This window comes from Shewanella sp. 10N.286.52.A9 (assembly GCF_041468985.1).
Classification (GTDB): Bacteria; Pseudomonadota; Gammaproteobacteria; order Enterobacterales; family Shewanellaceae; genus Shewanella; species Shewanella japonica.
In genome coordinates, this window is the sequence record NZ_JBFRJQ010000026.1 from 159,168 (window position 1) to 184,536 (window position 25,369).

General features: G+C 41.6%; 18 protein-coding genes. 12 read left to right on the forward strand and 6 right to left on the reverse strand.

The window, feature by feature from the left end; translation table 11 throughout:
• Positions 1-166: 166 nt before the first annotated feature.
• A complete protein-coding gene (locus tag AB4128_RS17100) occupies positions 167-2,281 on the forward strand; it encodes a M13 family metallopeptidase (protein WP_372038398.1) in 2,115 nt (704 codons plus the stop codon).
• A 75-nt stretch (positions 2,282-2,356) separates the two neighbouring features.
• Here the strand turns inward: AB4128_RS17100 and AB4128_RS17105 are convergent, their stop codons facing one another.
• Complete coding sequence (locus tag AB4128_RS17105; RefSeq protein ID WP_065109949.1) at positions 2,357-3,340, reverse strand: MDR family oxidoreductase; 984 nt, start codon at positions 3,338-3,340, stop codon at positions 2,357-2,359.
• Between the two features lie 47 nt (positions 3,341-3,387).
• Positions 3,388-4,032 (reverse strand): TetR/AcrR family transcriptional regulator, encoded by a 645-nt coding sequence (locus tag AB4128_RS17110; protein ID WP_372038399.1) that lies wholly within the window; start codon positions 4,030-4,032, stop codon positions 3,388-3,390.
• A 187-nt stretch (positions 4,033-4,219) separates the two neighbouring features.
• On the opposite strand from AB4128_RS17110, the gene AB4128_RS17115 reads away from it, so the two are divergent.
• The 3 genes from AB4128_RS17115 to AB4128_RS17125 all read left to right on the forward strand — a co-directional run bounded on the left by AB4128_RS17115 (position 4,220) and on the right by AB4128_RS17125 (position 6,655).
• Positions 4,220-4,714 (forward strand): type II secretion system protein, encoded by a 495-nt coding sequence (locus AB4128_RS17115; protein ID WP_080915027.1) that lies wholly within the window; start codon positions 4,220-4,222, stop codon positions 4,712-4,714.
• 198 nt (positions 4,715-4,912) lie between these two features.
• Entirely contained in the window at positions 4,913-5,170 is a 258-nt protein-coding gene (locus tag AB4128_RS17120) for a hypothetical protein (protein ID WP_192022191.1), read from the forward strand.
• Positions 5,171-5,452: 282 nt separating this feature from the next.
• On the forward strand, positions 5,453-6,655 hold the full coding sequence (locus tag AB4128_RS17125) for an ammonium transporter (protein ID WP_372038401.1): 1,203 nt from the start codon (positions 5,453-5,455) through the stop codon (positions 6,653-6,655).
• A gap of 146 nt (positions 6,656-6,801) precedes the next feature.
• Here the strand turns inward: AB4128_RS17125 and AB4128_RS17130 are convergent, their stop codons facing one another.
• On the reverse strand, positions 6,802-7,461 hold the full coding sequence (locus tag AB4128_RS17130) for a nitroreductase family protein (protein ID WP_055024816.1): 660 nt from the start codon (positions 7,459-7,461) through the stop codon (positions 6,802-6,804).
• A 298-nt stretch (positions 7,462-7,759) separates the two neighbouring features.
• Here AB4128_RS17130 and AB4128_RS17135 point away from each other — a divergent pair, with 298 nt between their 5' ends.
• A complete protein-coding gene (locus AB4128_RS17135; RefSeq protein ID WP_055024817.1) occupies positions 7,760-8,620 on the forward strand; it encodes a patatin family protein in 861 nt (286 codons plus the stop codon).
• A 208-nt stretch (positions 8,621-8,828) separates the two neighbouring features.
• Here AB4128_RS17135 and AB4128_RS17140 read toward each other — a convergent pair whose 3' ends face one another.
• Positions 8,829-10,004 (reverse strand): patatin-like phospholipase family protein, encoded by a 1,176-nt coding sequence (locus AB4128_RS17140; protein WP_372038402.1) that lies wholly within the window; start codon positions 10,002-10,004, stop codon positions 8,829-8,831.
• 677 nt (positions 10,005-10,681) lie between these two features.
• Here AB4128_RS17140 and AB4128_RS17145 point away from each other — a divergent pair.
• The 4 genes from AB4128_RS17145 (at position 10,682) to AB4128_RS17160 (ending at position 17,515) form a co-directional block, all read left to right on the forward strand.
• Positions 10,682-12,364 (forward strand): hypothetical protein, encoded by a 1,683-nt coding sequence (locus tag AB4128_RS17145; protein ID WP_080915025.1) that lies wholly within the window; start codon positions 10,682-10,684, stop codon positions 12,362-12,364.
• A 291-nt stretch (positions 12,365-12,655) separates the two neighbouring features.
• A complete protein-coding gene (locus tag AB4128_RS17150; protein ID WP_372038403.1) occupies positions 12,656-14,725 on the forward strand; it encodes a carboxylesterase family protein in 2,070 nt (689 codons plus the stop codon).
• A gap of 127 nt (positions 14,726-14,852) precedes the next feature.
• Complete coding sequence (locus AB4128_RS17155) at positions 14,853-16,343, forward strand: phospholipase D family protein (RefSeq protein ID WP_372038404.1); 1,491 nt, start codon at positions 14,853-14,855, stop codon at positions 16,341-16,343.
• Between the two features lie 269 nt (positions 16,344-16,612).
• Positions 16,613-17,515 carry a LysR family transcriptional regulator gene (locus AB4128_RS17160; protein WP_372038405.1) on the forward strand — a complete coding sequence of 301 codons (903 nt, stop codon included), beginning with the start codon at positions 16,613-16,615 and terminating at the stop codon, positions 17,513-17,515.
• 170 nt (positions 17,516-17,685) lie between these two features.
• Here the strand turns inward: AB4128_RS17160 and AB4128_RS17165 are convergent, their stop codons facing one another.
• Complete coding sequence (locus AB4128_RS17165) at positions 17,686-18,444, reverse strand: hypothetical protein (RefSeq protein WP_372038406.1); 759 nt, start codon at positions 18,442-18,444, stop codon at positions 17,686-17,688.
• A gap of 328 nt (positions 18,445-18,772) precedes the next feature.
• Here AB4128_RS17165 and AB4128_RS17170 point away from each other — a divergent pair, with 328 nt between their 5' ends.
• The 3 genes from AB4128_RS17170 (at position 18,773) to AB4128_RS17180 (ending at position 24,224) form a co-directional block, all read left to right on the forward strand.
• On the forward strand, positions 18,773-20,326 hold the full coding sequence (locus AB4128_RS17170; protein ID WP_220753181.1) for an amidohydrolase family protein: 1,554 nt from the start codon (positions 18,773-18,775) through the stop codon (positions 20,324-20,326).
• A 258-nt stretch (positions 20,327-20,584) separates the two neighbouring features.
• Positions 20,585-21,577, forward strand: a complete 993-nt coding sequence (locus AB4128_RS17175) for a polysaccharide deacetylase family protein (RefSeq protein ID WP_372038407.1) — start codon at positions 20,585-20,587, stop codon at positions 21,575-21,577.
• Between the two features lie 139 nt (positions 21,578-21,716).
• Entirely contained in the window at positions 21,717-24,224 is a 2,508-nt protein-coding gene (locus AB4128_RS17180; RefSeq protein ID WP_372038408.1) for a cache domain-containing protein, read from the forward strand.
• Here the strand turns inward: AB4128_RS17180 and AB4128_RS17185 are convergent.
• Positions 24,221-24,559: a cytosolic protein gene (locus AB4128_RS17185; RefSeq protein WP_372038409.1), complete on the reverse strand. Its 339-nt coding sequence runs from the start codon at positions 24,557-24,559 to the stop codon at positions 24,221-24,223. The genes AB4128_RS17180 and AB4128_RS17185 overlap by 4 nt on opposite strands.
• Positions 24,560-25,369: the final 810 nt, after the last annotated feature.

Sequence of the window (25,369 nt, forward strand, 5' to 3'; positions counted from 1 at the left end):
ATACGTAACAAGATTTGCTAACAATTATAAGATTGACTTTTTGGCTCAGTCTTAGAATATGGTGGCGATTATTAGATATGGATCCTATAGATAATTGCAGTAAAAAATTGTCGTTGTAAAAAGATCGCCCGAATAAAAATCAAAATAAAACCAATAAAAAACAAAAATGAACCCCATTTTTTGTAAGGAAGCAGACCACAATGAAAAAACGCTAATTGCAATTGCACTAGCCTCAACCTTTTTGAGTGCTTGCGGCAGTTCAGATGTCAAAGTCAATGACACGAATAAGGCAGAAGCTACAGTAACAAAAGCCACCAACACCCACGCTGAGTTAGGCGATTTCGGGATTGATTTAACCGCCCGAAATGAAGCGGTAAAACCGGGTGACGACTTCTTTATGTATGCCAGTGGCACTTGGTATGACAACTTTGAAATGCCCGCGGATAAAACTCGTTATGGCGCTTTCACTGCATTAGGTGAGCGCAGCGAGAAACAAGTTAAAGAAATCATTGATGATATCGCTAGTCGTAGTGATTTAAATGCTGAAGAGCAGTTAATTGCAGATTTTTATCAGTCTTACATGGATACTGATACCATCAATAAATTGGGTATCACCCCTATTCAAGGCACATTAGATACTATTACCGCAGTTAAAAACACTGATGACTTAACCAAGGTATTTGGTAACGCGTGGCTCACCGATGCTGAATCGCCAATTTATGGCGGCATGTGGTTCAACCGTTTAGATCCAAACCAATATGAACTGTCTATTGGCGCTGGCGGTTTAGGCTTACCTGATCGCTCTTACTACCTAGAAGACAGCGAGCGTTTTGTAAAAATTCGCACCGCTTATGTGAGCCACATTGCTGAAATGCTAGCTTTTGCTGGCATTAAAGATGGCCAAGCTCGCGCAGAAGCTATTCTTGCGTTAGAAACTAAAATTGCTGAAGGTCAATGGCCACGTGAGAAACGCCGTAACCGTGACTTAACCTTAAATCAGGTTAAACGTGCAGACTTAAATAATGAGTACCCTAACTTCAACTGGGACTTATTCTTTGAGCAATCAGGTTACCAAATCCCACAACTTAACGTGTCTCAGCCTGAGCCGATCAAAGCGATGATTGAGCTAATCAATAACGAGCCGTTGAATGTATGGCAAGACTACCTGACCTTCCACACTGTCAGTAACAATGCAGGCCTACTATCTGAAGATATCTACAACGCAAGCTTTGCTTTTTATGGCAAAGAGCTTAGCGGCCAAGAAGAGCCTAAACCGCGCTGGAAACGTGCCGTAGCCGAAATGTCTGGCACCCAATCGTTAGGTTTTGCTATTGGTAAAGTGTATGTAGCGCGTTACTTCCCTGAGTCATCAAAACAGCAAATGGCTGAATTGGTTGAAAATCTTCGCACTGCGTTAGGTCAACGTATTGATGGTCTTGATTGGATGGGTGATGAAACTAAGGTAAACGCCCACGCTAAACTTGCCGCATTCAAACCTAAGATTGGTTACCCAGATGTATGGCAAGAATTCGATGGCTTAACATTAACCAACAAAGACTTAATCGCTAATATCCAAAACTTACGCCAGTACTTCCATGCCGATAGCATTGCTAAAGAATTGAAAAAGACTGACCGTAACCGTTGGGGCATGACGCCTCAATTTGTTAATGCCTACTACAACAGCTCATTTAACGAGATTGTGTTCCCAGCTGCGATTTTACAGCCTCCGTTTTTCGATCCAAATGCCGACCCAGCTGTGAACTATGGCGGCATTGGCGCTGTGATTGGTCATGAAATGGGCCATGGCTTTGATGACCAAGGCTCTAAATCTGATGCTAACGGTATTCAACGTAACTGGTGGACAGACAGTGACCGAGCCGCATTTGAGGCGAAAGCCGATATGCTTGCAGATCAATACAGTCAATACGAGCCACTACCGGACAACTTCGTAAATGGCCGTAACAGCTTAGGCGAAAATATTGGTGATGTAGGTGGTTTAGCCATGGCCTATCATGCATACCAGTTAAGCTTAAATGGTAAAGAAGCACCGATTATTGATGGCCTGACGGGCGATCAACGTTTCTTCTTAGCATGGGCACAAGTGTGGAAAGAAAAACGCACCGAGCAAAGCATGTTAAGTCAGCTGCGTGCAGGTACTCACGCACCAGGCCGTTACCGCGCACTTGCGCCTCGTAACCATGATGCATGGTACAAAGCGTTTGACGTGAAACCAGGTGACAAGCTTTACTTACCAGAAGACCAACGCGTTCGTATTTGGTAATCGGTCAATCACCCGATAAATAAAAAAGCCAGTCAATTGACTGGCTTTTTATGAGTCGATGAAAGTGTACTTTTGCTACTTAGTTAAATCGACCACAACGCGGCCACGAACTTGACCAGCCATTAACGCTTCTGCCGTGCTTATCACTTCATCTAAACCAATATCTGCTGAAATATCATCAAACATTTGTGGTTCAATAATCTCAGCTAAGCGTTGCCATGCCTCAAGTCTGTCTTCAAGAGGACGCATGACACTGTCGATACCCGCTAACGTCACACCACGTAAAATAAATGGCATGACAGAAGAAGGAAAGTCCATCCCTTGTGCCAAGCCACAAGCCGCTACTGTGCCGCCATATTTTGTACTGGCGCAGATATTGGCTAAGGTGTGACTACCAACAGAATCAATCGCCCCAGCCCAGCGCTCCCTGGCTAATGGTCTACCTGGCTCCGATAAGGTGTTACGGTCAATCACTTCTGCAGCGCCAAGCTTTTCAAGATAAGCGGCTTGATCTGCTCGCCCTGTTGATGCCACAACCTGATAGCCAAGTTTGGCTAAAATGGCGATAGCAAAGCTACCGACACCACCATTAGCGCCTGTCACCAGAATTTCACCTTTTTCAGGAGTGACGCCATTTTTCTCCAGCGCAATCACACTCAACATTGCGGTATAACCTGCGGTGCCAATCGCCATAGCTTGCTTTGGTGTAAAGGCATTAGGCAATGGGATCAACCATTCACTTTTTAAACGAGCCCGCTCAGCAAGGCCACCGCAATGCACTTCACCAACACCAAAGCCATTGAGTAGCACGTAATCGCCAACTTTGAATTTATCAGTGTCGGACGCTTCAACAAGCCCCACTAAATCAATACCAGGCACCATAGGAAACTGCCTAACCACAGGACCTTTACCGGTAATTGCCAATGCATCTTTATAGTTTATCGTGCTATAAATCACTTTTACGCTTACATCGCCATCGGGTAAAACACTCTCATCAATTTCCTTAACTGCCGCGCGATATCCTTGGTCATCTTTTTCAATTAATAAGCCGTTAAACATGGTCACTCCTCAATATAGACCGCTCGTCTATAAATAGTTAAAAAATTTTATCGCGGTAATCCTGCGATAAAACATTCAAGGTAATTTTGCAGTGGCTGAGTGCTTCTAACTAACTTTGCACGGCTTACTGCCCCTTCCCAGCCAACCCAAAAATGCTCAGCCAATAAAGCACAGTTAGCCGTTGGGGATAATTCGCCCTCAACTTTGGCAGCCTCTAGACAAGCCGTTAATCTTTGCTGCCAATCTAAAAATATATCAATTAATTGCTGTCTGTAGCTTTCAGGCAATAAATCCACTTCTTGGCCTAAATTACCAACCAAACAACCACGCTTAAATTGATAGCGCTCCATACCATCCATCGCACTTTCAACAAAAAGGCCAATACGTTCAAGCGCTGAGTAAGCTTCATTTAGCAAGCACTTATCAAGTTTGTAGGCAAAATACGTGGCGTAGTTTTCAATCACCGCCTGACCAAATGCTTCCTTACTCGCAAAGTAATAGTAAAACGAACCTTTGGGCACCCCGACCTTTTTAAGAATTTGATCGATTCCAGAAGAGGCAAAGCCATTCTCAGTCAGTTGCTCAAGACCACTGCGAATTAGTTCCGCCCGAGTATCTTGACTGTCTCTCGCCTGCTTGGGCGGTCTACCACGTCGTGGTTTAGTGATGTTTTCTACAATTGATTTTGTCATAAAATCATATTAGACCGATCGTCTATTAAAATGCAATGTTATTTCAGCTCCTTTGCCTTTTTTGTTTAGTTGCTCTCACTATGATTCCTTGCGTTATGCCATAAATCCTGTATCTGGCACCAAATGGTAACTTTTTAAGTTTTCATTGAGGAATAATAGCCACAAATTCACTATTTGAGGTTTTATAATGCAGCGCAGTAATGGTTTTACGCTAATTGAATTAGTGGTCGTGATTATTATTTTGGGTATTTTATCTGTGGTCGCAGCGCCAAAATTTATCGATCTTAAAGGCGATGCCCATACTGCTACCGTTGAAGCGATGGCAGGAGCCATTGATAGCGCAAACAGCTTGGTTTACTCGAAGTCTGCGATTAATGGTGTTGAAAAAGAAGCGTCGATAGATGCTGCTGCAATTGGCGATGAATATGCAGGTGCAACGCTCATATATGGCAGCATGCAGTCTGATGAAACAAGCTTAGTGATGTTTGTCGAAGGTATTGATGACCCAAGTGCATGGGAAATGGAAAAAACCAATGAAGTAAACATGAGAATTCATCCTGCTGACCACCCTACCATTGGTGATGGGGCTGGCAACTGCTTCGTACAATACAGCCACCAGTGGACTGATGCTCGTGGAGCAACTTATCCCGCTAAAACCACTTTATATACTGACGATTGTTAGACCTCGATGAAAAACAGCTAAAAGCCATTTGTAAATGTTATTAATACTGCTGTAAAACAAAGCAATAAACGATATATCATCAAGCTAACTTGGCACTCTTAGTAAAGTGCCATTAGCGATGAACCTTAAGCGATGAGCCTTCAGCGATGAGCCTTCAGCCATGAGTGGCATACATAAGCCGATGAAATACCGTTAATAATGTCATTTAGCTCTAGCCGTAAACGTGCATTAGATAAAAGCCGCCCTATTGCTTATCGAGCATCGAGTGCACGCTCTTGTGCCGTTTGCGTATCTGAAAAATATCGAGTTAACCGATCTGTAATCCTAGAACAAGTCCGCCAACAAACCCATGTTGATCTCAACGCTGTTGATAATTCAGATGGCATCTTAAAAGCGATTAGCGCATTAGAACACATCAAATTAAATGGCCTTAATAAACCGCTCCACACTATTTGATAACGCTGCACTGTTTGATAACGCGCTGCACTGTGGTGACTCAGCCATCGCACCATTATGAAACAAAATGCGCTCATTTACTGAACAGAACTTAATCACTCAACCTAAAGCTGCAGAAAAATCGCACCGATATCGATCATAGAACTTATTGTTATGATGGAATTTTTATCTAACCGCACCATTTTAGCCCCACCAGCATTTAACAAATTAACAACATAGGAATAATTCTTGCTTCACTAAGTGACTGAATTATAAATAAGAGAATAGCTTTGGGGAGCATAAATGGACAATATCAGTGACGCGATCGGGGTAATTGCACAAAGTGCGGATACCGTTTTTATCCTTCTTGGTGCAATTATGGTGCTAGCTATGCACGCAGGCTTTGCATTTTTAGAAGTGGGAACTGTTAGACATAAAAACCAAGTGAACGCATTAGTTAAGATTTTAACCGACTTTGCTTTTTCAGCTGTAGCCTATTTTGTCATTGGCTATCAAATCGCTTACGGCAGCCACTTCTTTGTCAGTGCAGAGACATTAGCTGCTAATAATGGCTATGACTTAGTGAAGTTCTTTTTCTTACTCACCTTTGCCGCCGCTATTCCCGCCATTGTTTCTGGCGGTATTGCTGAGCGTGGTAGCTTTCGCCCCTTCTTGTTTGCCTCTGCATTGATTGTGGCGTTTGTATACCCACTGTTTGAAGGCATGATTTGGAATGGTAACTATGGATTTCAAGCATGGTTAGGCAACACCTTTGGCGCAGAGTTTCATGACTTTGCAGGCTCTGTTGTCGTACATGGTATGGGCGGTTGGTTAGCATTAGTTGCTGTGTACTTTTTAGGTGTTCGTGGTGGCCGTAAGCCGGGAGTTGCCTTTGCTCCATCTAACATTCCCTTTCTGGCATTAGGGTCGTGGATATTAATTGTCGGCTGGTTTGGTTTTAATGTCATGTCAGCACAAACCTTAGATGGCATAAGTGGCCTTGTGGCCCTAAACAGTTTAATGGCCATGGTCGGCGGCACGATTATCGCTTTAGTTGTTGGTAAAAATGATCCAGGGTTTATCCATAATGGTCCACTAGCTGGGTTAGTTGCTGTTTGTGCGGGTTCTGATTTAATGCATCCAGTTGGCGCTTTTGTCGTCGGTGGTGTTGCCGGTGGCTTATTTGTTTTTGTATTCACAAAACTTCAACGCAGCACCACAATTGATGATGTATTAGGTGTTTGGCCTTTGCATGGATTATGCGGTGTTTGGGGCGGTGTTGCTGCTGGTATTTTTGGACAACAGAGCTTAGGCGGTCTTGGTGGTGTAAGCATTATGTCGCAACTGGTTGGCACATTTGTGGGTGTTGGTTTTGCCATCGTAGGCGGCGTGATTGTTTACGGTATTGTTCATAAAATAGCTAGCTTACGTTTGAGCCAAGAAGATGAATATATAGGCGCTGATTTAGCCATTCACAAAATTGGCTCAACCAATGCTGACAAGTAACTCTGTCAGTTTTTATGACTTTTTTTATGACTGTTTTTATGAAAAGGTTCTGCCCTGTTTTCAGCTCGATAAGTGACAGCATAAAATAGTGACGAAAACAAAAAAGCTCAAGCAATTGCTTGAGCTTTTTTAGTAAACCAATGCGATTATAAAACAGTAATCACATCAGCTTCAGGTAAACGAGCTTTAGGTTTACCGTGGTTATAATCTTCACCACCTTTATGGTAACCAATCGCTAATGCAAATTGACACACATAACCTGCTAGTTCTTCTTTGAAAATCTCGCCAATTAAGTCAGGATCGACCCCTTCCATTGGCGTTGAGTCAATACCTAAACGCGCTAGAACGTGCAGTGTATTACCAATCGCAATGTATGTTTGCGCTTTAGTCCAGTTGCCGTTAAACCCATTTTCATCAGTATTTAAATCAGCAAAGGCATAAGCACCATTTAACATGTTGTCGTACATTTCTGCCGGTAAATGGCCTGATGCCACTTCTGCGTCAACCACTTTACGGTAATCATCTTTGGTGTAATACGGGTTGTGAGCAAATAAAATAATGTGTGATGCTTCAGTCGCATGAGGCTGATTAAACTGATGCATGTTTGCAAAAGTATCGTGGAAACGTTGTTTGGCAGCATCCGTTTCAAGCACAATAAATTTCCAAGGCTGCGAATTGATCGAAGAAGCAGATAAACGCATCGCCTCTTTAAGTACTGACATATTTTCTGCAGAAATCCGTTTAGAAGCATCATATTTTTTAGCTGTATAGCGGCTGTTAAGATCTGTAATAATTTGATGAGACATAAAGTATTTCCTCAATAAGCAATGTCAAAAAATGAATCAAGAGACAAAAATGAATCAAGAGAATGTTATTACCATTCCCATGAATAAAGTCGCTTAAAATCTTGTTGCAGTAATACTAGTTAAAAATGGCTAATTTCGACATAGCCACCAGCACCAAACATTATGGACTTATTAATCCATAATAATCGACGCTATCATTAGCGGATCCCATGACAAATATTGAGTCTTTACTCTATCAACATTAAGATAATGACAACACTCGAATCAGATAATCGCATTGAGCGATAAAGAAACCGCAATGGATGCATATACCACAACGAAAAATCAACACGCCCTTGTAGTAGAAGGCGGCGCAATGAGAGGGATCTTTGCCTCTGGCGTGTTAGACAGATTTATTGAACAACAATATCGTCCTTTCGACTTTTGTATCGGCGTGTCAGCTGGTTCAACAAATTTAGCCTCTTGGTTATCTCATCAAAAGCAGCGCAATTACCGTATCATTACCCATTATTCATGCCTGCCTGAATTTATTGATTTTGGCCGTTTTATTCGTGGCGGTCATTGGCTTGAGCTTGACTGGTTATGGGATATTTTGGCAAAAGAATGCTATTACGATATGGCAGCGTTTGTGCAACAGCCGATCCCTCTATTTGTGGTCACAACCAACATCAATACAGGTGAAGCGGTTTATATAAAAAGCACAGAAGACAATCTCGAACTGATTTTAAAAGCATCCTGTTCAGTGCCTATCGCTTATCGAGACTTTCCTACTTATCAAGGTGCTCCTATGACAGATGGCGGCATTGCCGATTCAATACCTGTTATTAAAGCCTACGAAATGGGCGCCAAAGAGATCACAGTAGTATTATCTAGACCATTAGGTTATCGCAAAAAGGCCCCTAAAATACCTTGGCTAATCACTAAAACTCTCAAACGACACCCTAAACTTGCAGAAGCCATGGTGAACCGTGCAACCAATTATAACCAAGCCATCGACTTTATCATGCAGCCACCAGCAGACTGCAAAATCCATATTATCGCCCCGCCAGATGATTTTAACGTCGGTAGATTAACCACTGATAAAGCGGTTTTAGAGGCAGGATATCAAATGGGAATCACAGCTGCAGATACCTTACTTGCGAAGCCCTGTTTTAGTTAAAAAAAAGCCGGACAAGATGTCCGGCTAACAAGCTGCTTCCGTGCATTGATTACCAAAAGTGCTTTTACGCAAATTTGCTACACCTTGTGCCACAACACATGGACAGGTAAAGCTGTAATCAACGATTAGGGTTGGTAATAAAAGTCGATTTATCTGGTATTTTTATGGTTAAACTGAGTATTGTTAATTGGCTTAAAACCCGTTTCTATTAAGGTAATTGCTTAGACCACACTTGCCCCTTCACTGCTTTGTCATAGCCGTAATTGTAAAGTGCTTGCATGTATTCAAAATCAAACATTGCCTTAGTTTCTACTGGTGCATCAAATTCGTTATCCACATAAGTGAAGCTCAAATCGATTTGTTGTAATTGGCTGTCATAAAGCATTTTGTATAAGTCACCTCTGCTTTGCAGCACTGTTAAACTTTTTAAACTTCGAGTCAGCAATGCCATGCCCTTATCTGGTATCACTTCATAAGGCATAGTTAACATGCCATTACGGATAACATGAATATATGGCTGTTGAGTTAGCCCAAGTGCCTTTGATAGTTTTCCATAATCAGTTGTTACTGGCTCAAAGAACATTTGTGCAGATAAACCACCATCGACGTGCAATTCCTCATACGCTTCACCCTGATAATCGACCTTGATAAACTGCGGAGGGAACACACCAGGGATCGATGCACTCGCCGCTAAAATTTGATGAATAAAACCAGCTTTATTGTCGATATTACTGTTAGCAATCGCACCAATATTCCATATTGATAAACGGCCAGAATCAAACTGTGTTGTGCCGATAAATAATCGACGCCCTGCATTATGCTGCTTAGCGATATCAGCTATCATTTCTGGGGTGTACACGCTAGCAATGAACTCCAGCATATTGTCACCGTTGGTAAAAGCATCTTTAAAAAGCGTATTTAAAAAGTTACGTTTGCCCATGATTTCTTTGTCATTAATGCATAGCATGACCTGCTTTAATCTAGGCACTTCATCTCCGCCTAAAAATGCAAATGGTGCGATTAATGCCCCCGCACTAACGCCTGTCACTATTGTGTATTGTTCAAGTTGATCATGATCGTATAAGCCATTAACGACACCTGCACCAAACGCACCTTTAGCCCCGCCACCTGATAACACTAAAATGTTTAACGCATCGCCCTGAACAGTTAACGGGGTGGATTTTGTTAAATCAGAATATAAAAAAGTGGATGGTTCCCCAGCCCAAAAGCGCAGCGGCTCAGCATTAGGTGATTTTGCTTCACCACCAACGGTCGCTTGCTCATAACCCTGTTCAGGAACTCGAAGATCCAAAGTATGTGTGGTGCTACAGCCAGCGATAAGCATCAATAATAAAATGGCTGCTATCTGTTTAACGTGATTCATTGCTTCTCTCTATATGTTCTGTTTATTGCAACAAGCCTTCTCTTCTGTTGGTCCGCCGTTTGTGGCTACAACACAGAAAATAACGCTTAATGGGGTAAATCCACTTTGTCACACCTACACACCACTTATTATAAAAAGCTTTTAAATCAGTAACTTTATAGTGAAACACCTAAGGTTAGCAGGTTGATTTGACGCATTATAGAGACTGAAATGACCTAAGCAGAATCACATATGAAGGATCAAACCCTCATCCAGTATTGACCAAGTCTCTAGCGTTTCGTGTTACAGCCCCAATGACTCAATGGAAAATGCATCACTTCCCTAATTTCATTCTCAACGCCATTTCCTCAGCACTTAACTCCTAACTGCAAACGGAATTAATTCCTTCTCTCAAGTAACCCATTCAACAGTTTGTGTTTCGTCATTTATTAATCAGTTTGTATAAAAAACAAACCGAGGGTTTCGTCCTACAAACGCGATTAACTAAATTTAATCTTTCTCCCTAGAATGCTCGCCAACACAGTTTCATCAATGCAAAAAGCGCTAGCGGCACAAAAAAGACTGCAGCCTTTTTAGCGAGGTTTGTATGAGATTCACGACTAACAAATGAACGGTTAGTTGACATCAATAACGATTGAATACGCATAGGTTTGCGGTTCAGTAGGAGCAAATACAGCATGACCTTTACTAAAAATTGGATAACCTCTTTCCCGAAGCAAGCTTTATCCATAGGCATCAGCGTAATGGCACTCAACTTTCCAGTGAATGCATTAGCTGAAGAATTTCAATCTGTTGAAGAGAGCGAGCAACAGCAAATTTTGACAGGTAAAGCCATCTTCAAAAAATACGGCATTGCAGATGACTTACCTAAGCTTGGGTTGAATTCATTAGTACAAGGTGAGCACTTGGTTGAGCACGTCAAACGCTCAACCAAAGTCGGCGATGAAGAGCGTAAATCCGAAGTGTTTTTAATTCAAAATACTGACGAGAAAGGCAACATTGACCTTCGTATCAAATATGACCCAGCAAAGCTTGATGAAAACGAAGACATTATTAAAGAAATCGAAGCGAATACTAAAATTGAGTATCGCTTACGTAATTATGCGCAAAGTTATGATCCGAACTCTGTTACCGCAACAGAGCTAGGTAATGGCCAAGTAGAAATCGCATTCAATTACTCTAAGTTTGGCTTACCGCAAGATATTGCTTACTTTCGTTTTATGCGAGTCAAAATCACGGTTGAGAATAACCAACCTGTAAAAATGATTATTAAGAATACCCGTGACTTTGCATATCAAAATTACCGCATTAATGACTATCATCAAGTGGTCAATTTTGAAACCTATGACAATGGTAACGTTGGCGTTAAAAACAAGCGCATCGAAGCCAATGGTGAAAACTCAAAAGGCACAGCCGTTAGCATCGCAACCATCGTTGAACCTGTGGCCTTTTACGATGGTGACATGGAAGCTACCGTTGTTAACCAAGAACGTCTGTCCCAAGTATCAGATCCTCGCTACAAAGAAGAAAGCGTGAAGCTAGACCGCGTATTCCCATTAATGGGGGATTTAGTCCGCCGTCAAGGTATCGATGTGCCTTTACCGTTCGGTGTGTCTGTTGCTTACCGTAATCAAGATATGAATTTTGGCTTTAGTGACTTTGACATTATGGGCGCCAATTTAAATGAGTTCTTTGACCCATTTAAATCGGTAGCTCAAGTGAATGCGGAAAGCTTAAGTTTACGTGGTGATGTGAATATTTTGCCTTTTTGGAATGTATTTGGTTACGTCGGAAAAATTAATGTTGATGCCAAAGTTGATGCTGAATACACAGGTGAAATTGGTCGTCAGTTACAAGATAAGTTAAACAACAAGTTACCTGGTTTAGGTAATGCATTCTGTAATGAGCTATCAGCACTATGTAACTCTGGCACCTTAAACGTACCCCTGCATCTTGAATACGACCTAATGGGGGTTGGAACAACCTTATCGGTTGGTTACAAACAGTTCTTTGCTTCTGTTACAGGTAGCTACTCGAGAACAAGAATGGTCGGAACAGATAAGTGGGGCGACGGCATCTTAACCGTTCAACCAATGCTGGGGTACCAGTTAGCAGATTACCGCGCACAAATCTTTGTTGGTGCTGAATATCAAGGCCTAAAACCTAACATGGAAGGGTCTATCCAAGGCGTCGAACTTGGCGGTGAAGAGTTCTTCTACAACGTGGGAGTTGACCTAGATAAGTGGGCTTACCTTGTTGGCTTTAACAAACAATTTGGTAAGCACTACAACTTAACTGTGCTGTATAACAAAGGCGAAACCCGTAATGCAGTCACACTCAATTTCGGTTACCACTTCTAAATTGACTTGATGTAACCCAAAACACTACCTGAGAAAACCAATGACCTCACTCTATCAAGTTGAGTGAGTCATTTCTCCTTGCACGCACCTCAACGGGTAAGGCTGACAATCAGGGCTGAATTTTCATGAGGGTTTCATCCTACATAACCGATTACGCATGTAGGCGCTGAACAATTAATATACAGCCACATTTGCAGACAACCTAGCTATCAGGCCTTAACAATAATCAATCAGCCTCATTAGCAAATAACAGGTTACGTTTGGACGATTAGGCCATTACAGGACACGAAAATGACAATATTCAATAAAACCATACTTGCTGTTTCAATCGCATTCACATTAGCAGCTTGTTCTGGCAGCGATGATAATAACGAAACAACACCGACGCCACCGCCACCACCAGAAGTCACGCCACTTCCGACTGAAGAGGTGACGTTAACCATTGGCCAAAGTCAGGTTGAAGCCCTAAAAGAGTCTCATGTTGTTACCTCAGTAACAGGTGAAAAATCACTTGCCAGTATCGAAACATTCAAGGGCATTACTTACGCAACAGCAGAGCGATTTAGCCATAGTGCGCAACTTGATATGGACGAAACGGTCAATGCGACAGAATTTGGCTTTGCATGTCCACAGCTTAAAACAACATCACAACCTCAGTCTGAAGATTGTTTAAATTTGAATATTTGGCGTCCAGCGGATCTGTCAACGGATGTGGTACTACCGGTTTATGTATTTATCCATGGTGGTGATTTTGAATACGGCGCAGGCTCTGAGCCATTGATTCATGGCGATACGGTTGTTGCGCAAGGCGCTGCTGAAGGTAACCCATTTATTGCCGTGACACTTAACTATCGCCTTGGCATGTTAGGCAGCCACTGGCTTAAAGACAATCAAGGCGGCAACTATGGCCTTGGCGATCAAAAGCGCGCTTTAGAGTGGGTCAATAACCATATTGCTGACTTTGGCGGTGATATTGAAAACATCACCCTAATCGGTCAAGGCGCTGGTGCAATGTCGGTAGGCATTTTACAACAAGAAGCAACTGAAGAGCCGATGGCAGGTGAGTATTTTACTCGCGCTATTATGCAAAGTAACCCTGCTGGATTTGATTATCGCACGTACAATCAGGCTAAAAGCTTTGCCACTAGAATTGAAGACACCCGCGCTGAAATGCCAGAACTCAGTGAGTTAAGTTTAGCGGATATGCCTTTAGACCAGCTTATGGCACTTCAGGCTAAAGTGAACTCGCCAATTGGTCGTATCGGTGATTGGACTGGGCTTAGCTGTGTTGATCTAGATAACCTTGTGGGTAGCGGAATATGCTTAACCAGCAAAATATCAGGTGAAGCAAGCCCAATGGCTAATCTAATGCCATTTGCACCATACGTTGAATATTACAAGCCAACGTTTGGTTCAACCATTAAAGGCTACCACTTAACCACTCAGCCTTCATTGGATCATTTTACCGTACCGACAGTTGTAGGTTCGAATACGGAAGAAGCCAATACTTTCGCGATGTTGCCAAGCTTAACCTTCTTGATCCCAACGATTATTAACTTAATGAATAATCTCGATCCAGAGTTAATCGAACAAGGTGACATCAATCAAGCCATGCTAACTTGGCTTGCTGACGAGAAAAACATGGCTTTAGCTGAACAAGAAATTGCTCAACTAACCGCTGATGATATTAAAGCGCAAGTGGAGCTAGGTGATATCTTACCGAGCAGCGCCTATGAAGCCATTGTTAAGTTTTACTTTGGTCTTGGTAACGGTGACACCACCAATGCATTACTCGATTTAGCAGACTTTTATCCAAACAATGAAAGTGAATTATCGGGCGCTTTAACCAACATGAAGCAATTTAAAATGATGCTAAATGACATGTTATTTGCTGGGCCTTCACGTAAACAAGCACGAGAAACCCAAGAAAATAACGTAGACGCCACCTTCTATCAGTTTGGTTACCATGCAAGTTTCAACGTATGGACATACAACACAGAAGGTGAAGATGGCAATCTTGATATCGGCGATGTGATTAAAACGATCAGCTGTATAAGTGGTGCGTGTAATGGCTCTGAACTGCCATTTGTATTTAACAAAGCACTGAAACTGGATGGTTCACCAGTCTCTGTAAGCAGTAAAGATCAAGCGTTAATGGATAAAATGTCTCGCCTGTGGTTTAGCGATGCATTATTCGAAAACTACCAATACAACAACGACAGCGTGCTGTTAATCGACGAAGACGGAATTCATACATTCGAGTCAGACTGGGATAGCAAACAGCCAGGTACGGATCCGGCGCTTAGACAAGGTCGCTTACAAGGACTTGAAGATTTAAACCTGATCTTAGGTTACCTATAAGCAGTGACTTAGCGCGATCAAAGCACAAGATTTCACTCTTTGTTAGTCATACCTAACAACTCCCCCAAAAAATAGGCCAGTTCGCTGGCCTTTTTTATGACGTTTTTTGACGATTAACGGATACCTCATGAAGCTGTTTAACCCTATTAAGTCAATTAACCCTATTAAGCATATGTCACTGCTGACATTGCTTTGCGGCATATTGTTACTGACAGGCTGCGCCACACCTAACCCAAGTGTCCCAGAAGGATTTGAAAGCCACTTTGTAAAACGTGACTATCAAGCACAGGCTTACTTAATTCCAGCGGCAAATGAAGCCTTTGCCCGTCGAATTGATTTAGTCAGAAAAGCACAATCAAGCATCGATATGACCTATTTCTCGTGGAATGGCGATACCTTAGGCCTCACCTTACTGAATGAGCTCAAACTCGCGGCTGACCGTGGCGTAAAGGTCAGGCTAACCTTAGATGACTTACTGGTTTTTAACGAAAAATGGCTGGCGGATGTCGACAAGCACCCTAATGTCCAAATCAAAATTTTCAACCCATTTAACTCGCGAAAAATGGGCTGGGTTGGCCGTGCTTTTGATTTCCAAATCCATCAAGAAGTGCTAGATAATCGTTTGCATGAAAAGTACTTTAACGTCGATCATCAGCAAATGATCCTCGGCGGAAGAAACATTGGCGACGAGTATTTTGGTTACAGTAAAGAGGCTAACTTTTTCGACTTAGATGTGCTGTTCACTGGCGATATTATTACGCCATTTGCAACCAATTATGAACAGCAATGGCAAAGTGACTTTGTTGTCCCTGTGAGTGAGTTAATTAAGGTGAATGCGGATATTAGCGACACACGTCACTTTTCTAAAGCCTTAGCTAAAGCCCAAAAAAAGCACCCAGAAATAACACAAGATATTGAATTAACAATCAATAATATGACAAACCCAGCGTTTATTGATGTGACAGTGTCACCTGTTTTCGATTCTCTGCAAAAAATGCATGACCGTTTACCTTACTTCAGAACACGAGCTGAAATGACGGTCAGTGAAGAGTTAAGGCAAGCCAAGGATGTCGTTATTTCAACACCTTACATTGTGCCGACAGATAACGAGTTTACGGTCATTGCAAACCTGACAGCCCAAGCATCTAAAGTCACGTTAGTGACCAACTCGTCAGCGTCAAATGATTCGCTATTTATCCCGGCATATTATGAAAAGCACCGCCAAACCTTATTGGATATGGGAGTCGATATTTATGAATATAAAGACACGGCCCAAAATGACGATCATTTTTACCATGGTGATACTTACTACCATAACAAGACCATTATTCTAGATAATCATGTCTCTTATGTGGGGTCATCAAACTTTGATCCACGCTCAGATTTCTTAAACATAGAGTTTGGCTTGTTCGTTCACAGCACTGAGTTTGCCGAGCATCTACACCAGTATCTTTTACAACAAAAAGCCACGCTTTTTTGGCATGTAACCCAACAAGAAAACGGGGATATCCAGTGGCGAAGTCAAGATAAGGTACTCAATAGCAATCCTAATTATGGAAGCTGGCATAAATTACCAGACTGGCTGTTTAGAAAAATGGATGGTGAGTCAGAGTTATAACTTGATACTGCAATGCATCTTTACCGTTCACGATTTTAGGGCATAACATTTCCATGTTATGCCCTATTTTTATCTGCCCTAAAAAAGCAACAATGTTTTAAAGCTAACGCAGCCCATTACGCTCTTCAGTCATTGCATCATCAGCCATTTTTATTGAAAACAGCGTAAATCAAACAGCAACATAACTTGAGTTCAGTTATGCTAATAATATCCAGTCTTCAATTATGTTAATAATTTAGAGCCTGATGCAACCAACCTCGGAGCGGTGAATGAATTTTAGTCTAGAGCAGCTACAAGCTTTCGTGATTGTTTATGAGGAACAATCAATCAGTAAAGCCGCAATCAAACTCAATAAACACCGCACGACTGTTGGACAAGTGATCAGCAATTTAGAAGACCAAGTAGCAGTGACCTTGTTTGAACGAGGAGCTCGAAATGTCACCCCAACCCACGAAGGCAGTTTACTGTACCATTACGCTAAGCAAGCCTTAGAACAAGTCAAAACTTTCGATAAAGTCGCGCTTAGCCTTTCTTACGGCGAACTTGATTCAATTACAATCGCTTATAACAGCTTTATTCCACACACAGCCTTATCATTGATCAGAGCACAGCTCACCTCTGACTTTCCTAATATGCGGGTGCGTCTATTAGTGCGGACTCAGCAAGAGATCCGAGCGGGAATTGAAGATGAGTCTATTCATTTTGGTATTGTGAATATCACGAATGCCAGCGCCATGAGTAATTTAGATTATGTCTTACTCGGCCAAATGCCTTTTGCTCCGTATGTTAATCGCAATAGTGATATCGCCAAGCTCGATAGCAATGAAGTGTTTAGTGCGCTTCAATCATCAAGACAAATTATTCTAAAATCTTTTTTAGATGAAAATATGGCAAAAAAAATCACCTTGTCACCCCATTATGATGTTGTGGATCAATTGTCGCTCGCCATCAAATTAGTCAACGATAATTTAGGCTGGACCTTACTCCCAAAACATCAAGATAATGCCAACGCCACCAATGAGCTACTGCAAATACAATGTCCGCAAATTAGCGATGACTATTTCGTTCCACTGGCTTTGTGGAGTTTAAAAACAAAACCCATCATTGAAGTGAAAAAGTCGATAAAAGCGGCGTTTGATCGATACATATCGTTAGGCCAGCAGGTTCAATAGCAATCCTTTACTGAAAACATGCTCGTCATAAAAAACACGCAATAAAAAAGCGACTCAACGTCGCTTTTTTACATCAGTTACATGACAATTAACACGGTAATCAACACGACAATCAACACGGAAAACCGCACATACATCGTGAGCAGCCGCCAGATAAGATTGGCACTCGATTAAAAATAAGCCTTGTATAGCGCCCACACAACCGTCTCATCAGCTGAGTAATCAAAATGAGTTGATGACGTACTTGCTAGTGTATTTTCAATCTTAATCTGACCCCAACGAGTTTTGTCTTGGCTTAATGGTGTTGCGACTTCTAATGTGGTTTTTAGCACCGATGTTTCAATACTGCCTGTCATGTAGGTATATTCAGGGTTAATCATAAAATAGGTGCCATCATTGCCCGTTTTCAAAATCAAGAATATATCGCCTGTTGCCCCATAAGTTGCCGTGTCTGACTCCCCCATCATCTCGACAAAATCATCACTGTATTCACCACCTAGCACGCCCGCTCTTACGAATAAATTAACCTTGTCACTCGGTAACGTAATCGATGCAATTCCGCCAATAGCCGCCGTGGTAAAAGCATCATTGTCAATCATATCCAATGACATCGCGACCTTAGGTACGGCTGTACTTTCTAAATCAAACACATGAAAGTATTGTAAACGACTGTCGCTATACTCACCTTCATTGTTCATCGTCCCTTCAAGCGTCAGCATTCCTTCTTGGGTGGGACTGACACTAAACGAACCTGAAATAGACACCTTCAAGTCCCCTTTATTGCTCATCGCGGCGTAGCCAGATGTCGTTGCTTTGGTTAAATCAGAAGGGTCATGTTCAGGCTTTTCTTCGGCAACGATTGCCGAGGAATAAGTGCCAGTAAATATTAGTGAGCTCAATAAAAGTGTTGCTAAGGTCGATCGTTTCATTAGTGCTATCTCCGGTATTGATGTAAACCGAGATAGTAAAACCACTTCTTAAATCCAGATAATCGCCAAGCGATGACAATTTCATCATCACACGCTTCAATGCAGATAAAACATCCACAAAAAAACCACCACTTGGGAATAAAAGCCTTTCTATTACTCAAAAGGTACACAAAAGGGGCAGTTCCCTCCTCCGAGGTGATGATTAAACCCTCCTTAAGAGATATCACTTTTTTGCAGTTAGCCAGTAAATTACTCGTCATTCAACAGGCAAACACGCTGCCTGAATACGATGGATTTAATGTTCATCTTTCTAACTCGAGGAATAATCATGAAATTAGTCAGCAAAATCACTCCATTGGTTATCGCAATGGCACTCATTGGTGGTCAAGTTCAAGCACAAGACTTTGATATTGTCATCAACGAAGGACGTGTGATGGATCCTGAAACAGGTTTTGATCAAGTCGCCAATATTGGTATTAAAGATGGTAAAATTTTAAGCATTACCAAAGACATCATCGAAGGTAAGCAATCAATCAACGCCAAGGGGTTAGTGGTTGCACCTGGGTTTATTGACACTCACTCTCATGTATCAAACATTCCATTTGGGCAAAAGTTGCACTTACGTGACGGTGTAACGACCCCATTAGATTTAGAGATTGGCTCTTACCCTGTTAATACTTTCTACGACCGACTAGAAGGCAAGTCGATGACCAACTACGGCACATCGGTATCACCCGCTGGCATACGTGAATCGATTATTAACCCTGAATATCACTCAAATACAGCATCAATTGTTACTGACTTATTTGAGCAGCATGAACATGAGCATTCACATGCCAGCATGGCAGTAGCTACCTTCTTACCTAATAAAGAACAAATTGGCCAAATCAACCAAATGGTTGATGAAGAAATGAAGCAAGGCGCAATCGGTATTGGTGTTCCTGTAGGTTATATGTCAGTAGGTACGACATCAGAAGAAACCATTTCATGGCAAGAAACCGCAGCTAAATATGGTTCATCAACTTATTTACATGGCCGATTCTCAAGCCAAAAACCGGCAACGACTGGCATTTTAGGCTTCCAAGAAATGATCTCAAATGTAGGTATTTATGGCGGCGGCTTACTGATCCAACATATCCACCAACAATCATTAGAGAAAACACCTGAAGCATTAAAAATGATTGCAGATGCGCGTAAAGCTGGACTAAAGGTTTCAGCAGAGGTTTACCCATACTATCAAGGTGCAACCATTGCTGGTGCAGATTACCTCGTCCCTGATAACTATGGTCCAAACATGGGGAGAACGTATAAAGACATTATTGAAGTGGCAACCATGAAGCCGTTAACCAAAGAGCGTTACGATGAGTTAGTGGCAAACAACCCAAGTGCATCAGTAATTTTTGCAGGTATTTCTAAGCAAGGTATGCTGGAAGCATTAGTGGATCCAAATGTTCATGTTGGTAGTGACGCTATGCCGTTAACAATCCCTGCTACTGGGCAAATGGCTGTTGACTTTGATACCCCTTATGAAGGCTTACAAGGTCACCCTAGAGCTGCGGGAACTCATGGCAAAGTATTACGTTTAGTGCGTGAGCAAAACATCATGCCACTCATGACTGCTATCTCTAAAATGAGTTACAAGCCTGCGAAATACTTACAAGAAAACGGTGTGCATGCGATGGAAAATAAAGGCCGTATTCAAGTGAACAAAGATGCAGACATTACTATTTTTGACCCTACAACCGTAACAGATAACGCCACGTTAACCGATGCAGGTTTACCAACAACGGGGATTCCCTATGTATTGATTAACGGTACCGTCATTGTTAATGACTCTGTGGTGTTAAAAGATATCTACCCAGGTCAAGCGGTAAGAAACTAAGCGTTTTATTGGTCTCAACAAAACGTATAGGGGCGTTAATGATTGCATTAACGCCCCTTTTTACTGTGTTCACTGCGCATCATTTATTTATATCTCTAGGCACCATTTATTTATATCAAAAGTCATTTATATCTCTAGGCACTATTTATTTGTATCAAAAGTCATTTATATCAAAAGTCATCATTGGTTATATCCCTTTGCCCCATTCATTACATGAATAGCCACATGCCATAAATTTGATTGCTTTCATGGCTGGCATTGTTACTTTATAAACACGGTCACGCTGACGACTATGACCAAACCAGCTTTTTACTTAATGAGCCGCTTCAGTCAGTGGTGTTGAAACTTGGTGTCTATAAGCTGAAAAAGCAATTCAATACACCATTACAATTCGATACAGCATTACAAGTACAAGGATTAGTTATGTTGCGCCAATATCTTGCATCAGCCATCACCCTTTTGGCGTTATCGAGCTTTCAAGTCACTAGCACTGCATATGCAGCAACAAACCAAGCAGATCTAAAATGGCCAAACAACTATCAAGCTGCGGTGAGTTTATCTTATGATGATGCACTACTTAGCCAATTAAACTACGCGATTCCAGCGTTAAATAAGCATGGTTTTAAAGCCTCTTTTTATCTCACGCTATCTAATTCTGGTACCCAAACAGCGCTAGCGCGATGGCGTGATATTGCCGCTGATGGCCACGAACTGGGCAACCACACCTTATTCCATGCCTGCAGTAAAAGTATTGAAGGACGTGATTGGGTAGAGCCTCACAATAATATTGATACGAAAACCATGGCGCAAATGCAGCAAGAAATCGAAACCGCCAATACCTTCCTCCAAGCCATAGACCAACAAACTGAGCGTACTTTTACGCCGCCATGCGGTGATTTTTATGCCGCAGATGGTAATTATATTGATGCCATACGTGAAAACTTTGTCGCAATCAAAGGTTACAACCCACAACTGGCTCCAAAGTTCGATTTGCTATTAATGCCTGAAAATGTAGATGGCGAAACCTTGATTAATTTTGTCAAGCAAGCCCAACAACAAGGGGGCATTGCCAACATATTATTTCACGGCATTGAAGAAGATTACTTAAGCGTCAGCAATCAAGCTCACAATGAATTACTGCAGTATTTGAGCGATAACCGAGACTTACTGTGGGTCGATACTTATCGAAATATCATGGGGCATGTTAACTCAGCACTTAACCTTGATGAAAAAGCAACCAAGCCTCATTAAATACCATCAATAGCTTGATGATTCTCACATAATCCAAAGTAATTGATATCGATATTATTTATCTTAATAAGGGGCGTTGAGTTTTGTTCTATGTTTAGTCTAAGCTAAAACAGAAATTAAAGGATATTCAAGGAAGATTATGCTGCTATGGAATGACCAAAAACTGATTAACTTAATCAAGTATGCCCCTGCGCTAACGGTATGCTTTTTTATGATAGTGATCAATGCGGTCATCATTCATGACAACCAACAAAAAGAAAATGAAAGCATCCTATCCCTTCGAGAAGACGTTATTTCTCGTCAGAAAAAAGAGATTAATCAACAAGTAAATCAAATCATCAATGTCATTCAATTCAAAAACAACCTGGTGTTATCACAGCTAAAACAGCAGTCCAAATCACGGGTCGATGAAGCCCACTCAATCGCGCAAAGTATATTCGTTAATAACCCTGACAAGCCGAAATCAGACGTCATAAAAATGATTATCAATGCGTTAAGGCCGATACGCTTTAATGATGGCAGAGGGTATTTTTTCATTTTTGACATGCAGGGCAATAATATCCTGCATGGATTAAAGCCCCATTTGGAAGGCACCTCAGTATGGGATGCCCAAGATTTACGCGGCACTTTCATCCTGCAAGAGCACATCAATAAAATAAAACGCCAACAAGGTGAAGCCTTTTATCATTGGTGGTACCAAAAACCAGGGTACCCAGCCACACAAGAATTCGAAAAAGTCGGCTTTGGTAAACAATTTACCCCATTTAATTGGTTTATCGGGACTGGAGAGTATATCGCCGATGTTGAAAATGATGAGAAGGCAACCTTACTGAATTGGATTTCTGAATACGACTACGGTAATCATCAACGCCTGTTTGTCATTGACAAACAAGGTCACTCACTCGCTAACCCTATCACGCATAACGAGCATGCTTTTATTGATCGCCATGAAGATACAACGCAACAAATGGTGAAACAGCTACTTTCCCAAGTAACCACTGAAGGTAACTTGGTGGAGTTTGATTTATCGAGCCAAACAGAGTTTGCATTAACCCCGGTAGAAATCACTTATGCCAAACTGTTTGAACCATGGGGCTGGATTGTTGGCTCTCACTTCAATTCCCATGACTTTGAAGCTTACCTTATGAGCAAGCAAGAAGCCTTGCTGCTCAATAACCACGAGAAATTAATGAAGGTACTGACATTAAGTATCATCTCCACTTTTCTTATGGTGGGAGGCTGTTTATTTGCAAGTAACCTTATTGCGAATCGATTCAAAAAGTTTAAACACCGTATCGAAAAGGATTTTACTAAGCTAGCCAACTCAAAAGCCACCATGAAACATATGGCAATGCATGATGCATTAACTGGGCTTCCTAATCGAATGTGTTTATTAGACAAAATTAACCAAGATCTTAAATCTGCTAAAAAACACCATAAAAAGCTCGCGCTGGTGCTGATTGATATTGATAACTTCAAAAAGGTTAATGATATTTATGGCCAATCATCAGGAGATGAATTACTTAAAAAATTAAGCCAAGCCCTAGCGCAATCAATTGAACCTATCGATACCTTGGCACGCTTTGGTGGCGATGAGTTTGCATTTTGCTTTCCTAACTTAGATAACAACCAACAAGTTCATCAAAAAATTGCGCTAATACAAACGATCTTAAATAAAGCCTATACGGTAAATAACACTGAACATATGATTAAGTGCAGTATCGGTATTAGTATGTATCCCTCAGACAGCCAAGATCCTGAAGGCTTAATCCGAAAAGCAGACATCGTACTTTATAAATCTAAAACCAATTTAAACGGCTCAGTCACATTCTTTAATGCAGAAGTCGATGCTCAGGTCAGTTATGAGTATCAGCTTGAAGAGCAACTAAGGGAGGCATTAGACAACAATGAAATTAGCGTCTTGTATCAACCTCAAATCAATACCCGCAATGTGAAAATACAAAGCGTTGAAGCGCTTGCTCGTTGGAATAACCCAAAGCTTGGTTCAATTTCACCCGACGTATTCATTAACCTTGCAGAACGAACCGGACTGATTATTGATATTGGCTTATTTATTTTCCGTAAAGCCTGTGAAGATATCTTAGCAACATCGCCCAATGGGCACGGTGCAATCAATGTCTCAATCAATATCTCACCTAAGCAATTAGTGGATATCAACTTCGTAGAATCAGTGACCCAAATCGTCAGTGAAGTGGGTATTGATATTCATCGTATTACCTTAGAAATTACTGAAAACTTAGTGCTTCAAGATTTAAAAATGACCGCCATAATTTTAAATGAATTAAAGGCACTAAAATTTGGTATTTCCCTTGATGACTTTGGCACTGGCTACTCTTCATTAAGTTATTTAAACGAGCTACCGATTACTGAAATCAAAATTGATCGATGCTTTATTAATAATATTAATAGCAGTAAGCAAAGTAATGCACTCGTAAAAGCAATTTTTGCCATAAGCGAAGCTTACAACATCAGTGTTGTCGCTGAAGGTGTTGAAGAAAAAAGGCAGTTCTTAACGTTAAAATCATACCGATGTGACCTCATTCAAGGGTATTACTTCGATAAGCCGCTGACAGTAGAGCAACTACAACAAAAGTACTTTACCCCTGAGTTTGCATCACATGGTTAGTCCATTCGGGTAATAAGCGTGTGTTCGTCATCCACAAAAGCAACAAAGCCGTCGTGATAGATAAACACCCGACCACGCCCTTCAACTATGCAAGCAAGCTGTGGGGTCAAATCTTCTTCGTTATCCTGACTTTGAAAGGTTCCCGTGTCAGTGATTACGCCGCTGAATGTAGGCAAATATCCATAACTGCGCTTGGCTTGATCAATCAGGCTCAATTCACTAGCTGTAGAGAAGTAAGAAGGGATAGCACCTGCTTCTTCAATAAACATCGTTTTCAGTTCTTCAAAAGCGGTAATCACCAGCCAGTCGATGCCGTTAACATGATGGATAAACATAGAGTGTCTCGTTAATTCTGATGCAAAGATTTTATCACTATCAGGGGAGAACCTAGTAGCGGTTTAGTTACTAAAGCGCGTCATTCTGTGCCATTTGGGATATTCACTAAGCCATTATTTGGTAAATCAACATCCTGTTGCTTAGTTAATATCAGCTTTAGGCATAGGGATTTCACACTGGATCTCCAAACTCCGTTTGGATTAACGTCGTGGGGTTATCTCTGTTTCCAAACTCCGTTTGGATTAACGTCGTGGCGCTTCGTCCACACCAGAGTCAAGGGGGAAAGCGCTTGTTCCCCTTAACAAACCCTCAGCGCCCCTAACGAAAAATGCTGGAAAACGCATGATTTTCGATGGGGTTTGATCCAGCTTTTAACTTCGTTTGTAGACAGCTTCAGACTTCTTCGAAAATGCTAACGCTTCCGATGGTGCATCCATGCACCGCGAAAGCTAGCCTGACGTCCTGTCAGGCTCACGCGATTTCCTTCAAAGTCCTCAATTCAAATTGAGCTTTCTAGCTCTTTAAATTGCCACGAATGCAGTCAAATCGAAGAGAAAATAATCCCAGTGTAAGCAAGGCTGTGACCGTCCATGACATGGACGTCATGGCCGAGCTTTCAGGGACGAACTTGTAGCGTGTCACAGTCGTGCTTGCACATAAGCCTGCGGCAGGCAATTAGTTAAATTGAATTAATGGACTACTGAAAAAGATCCAATATAAATGAAGTATAAGGTTGGTGGTCGTAACAATTTTATGTCCCAAAGTTTGTTTAAAATTGGAAGAAAAATCAACGTCGTGACGCTTAGTTA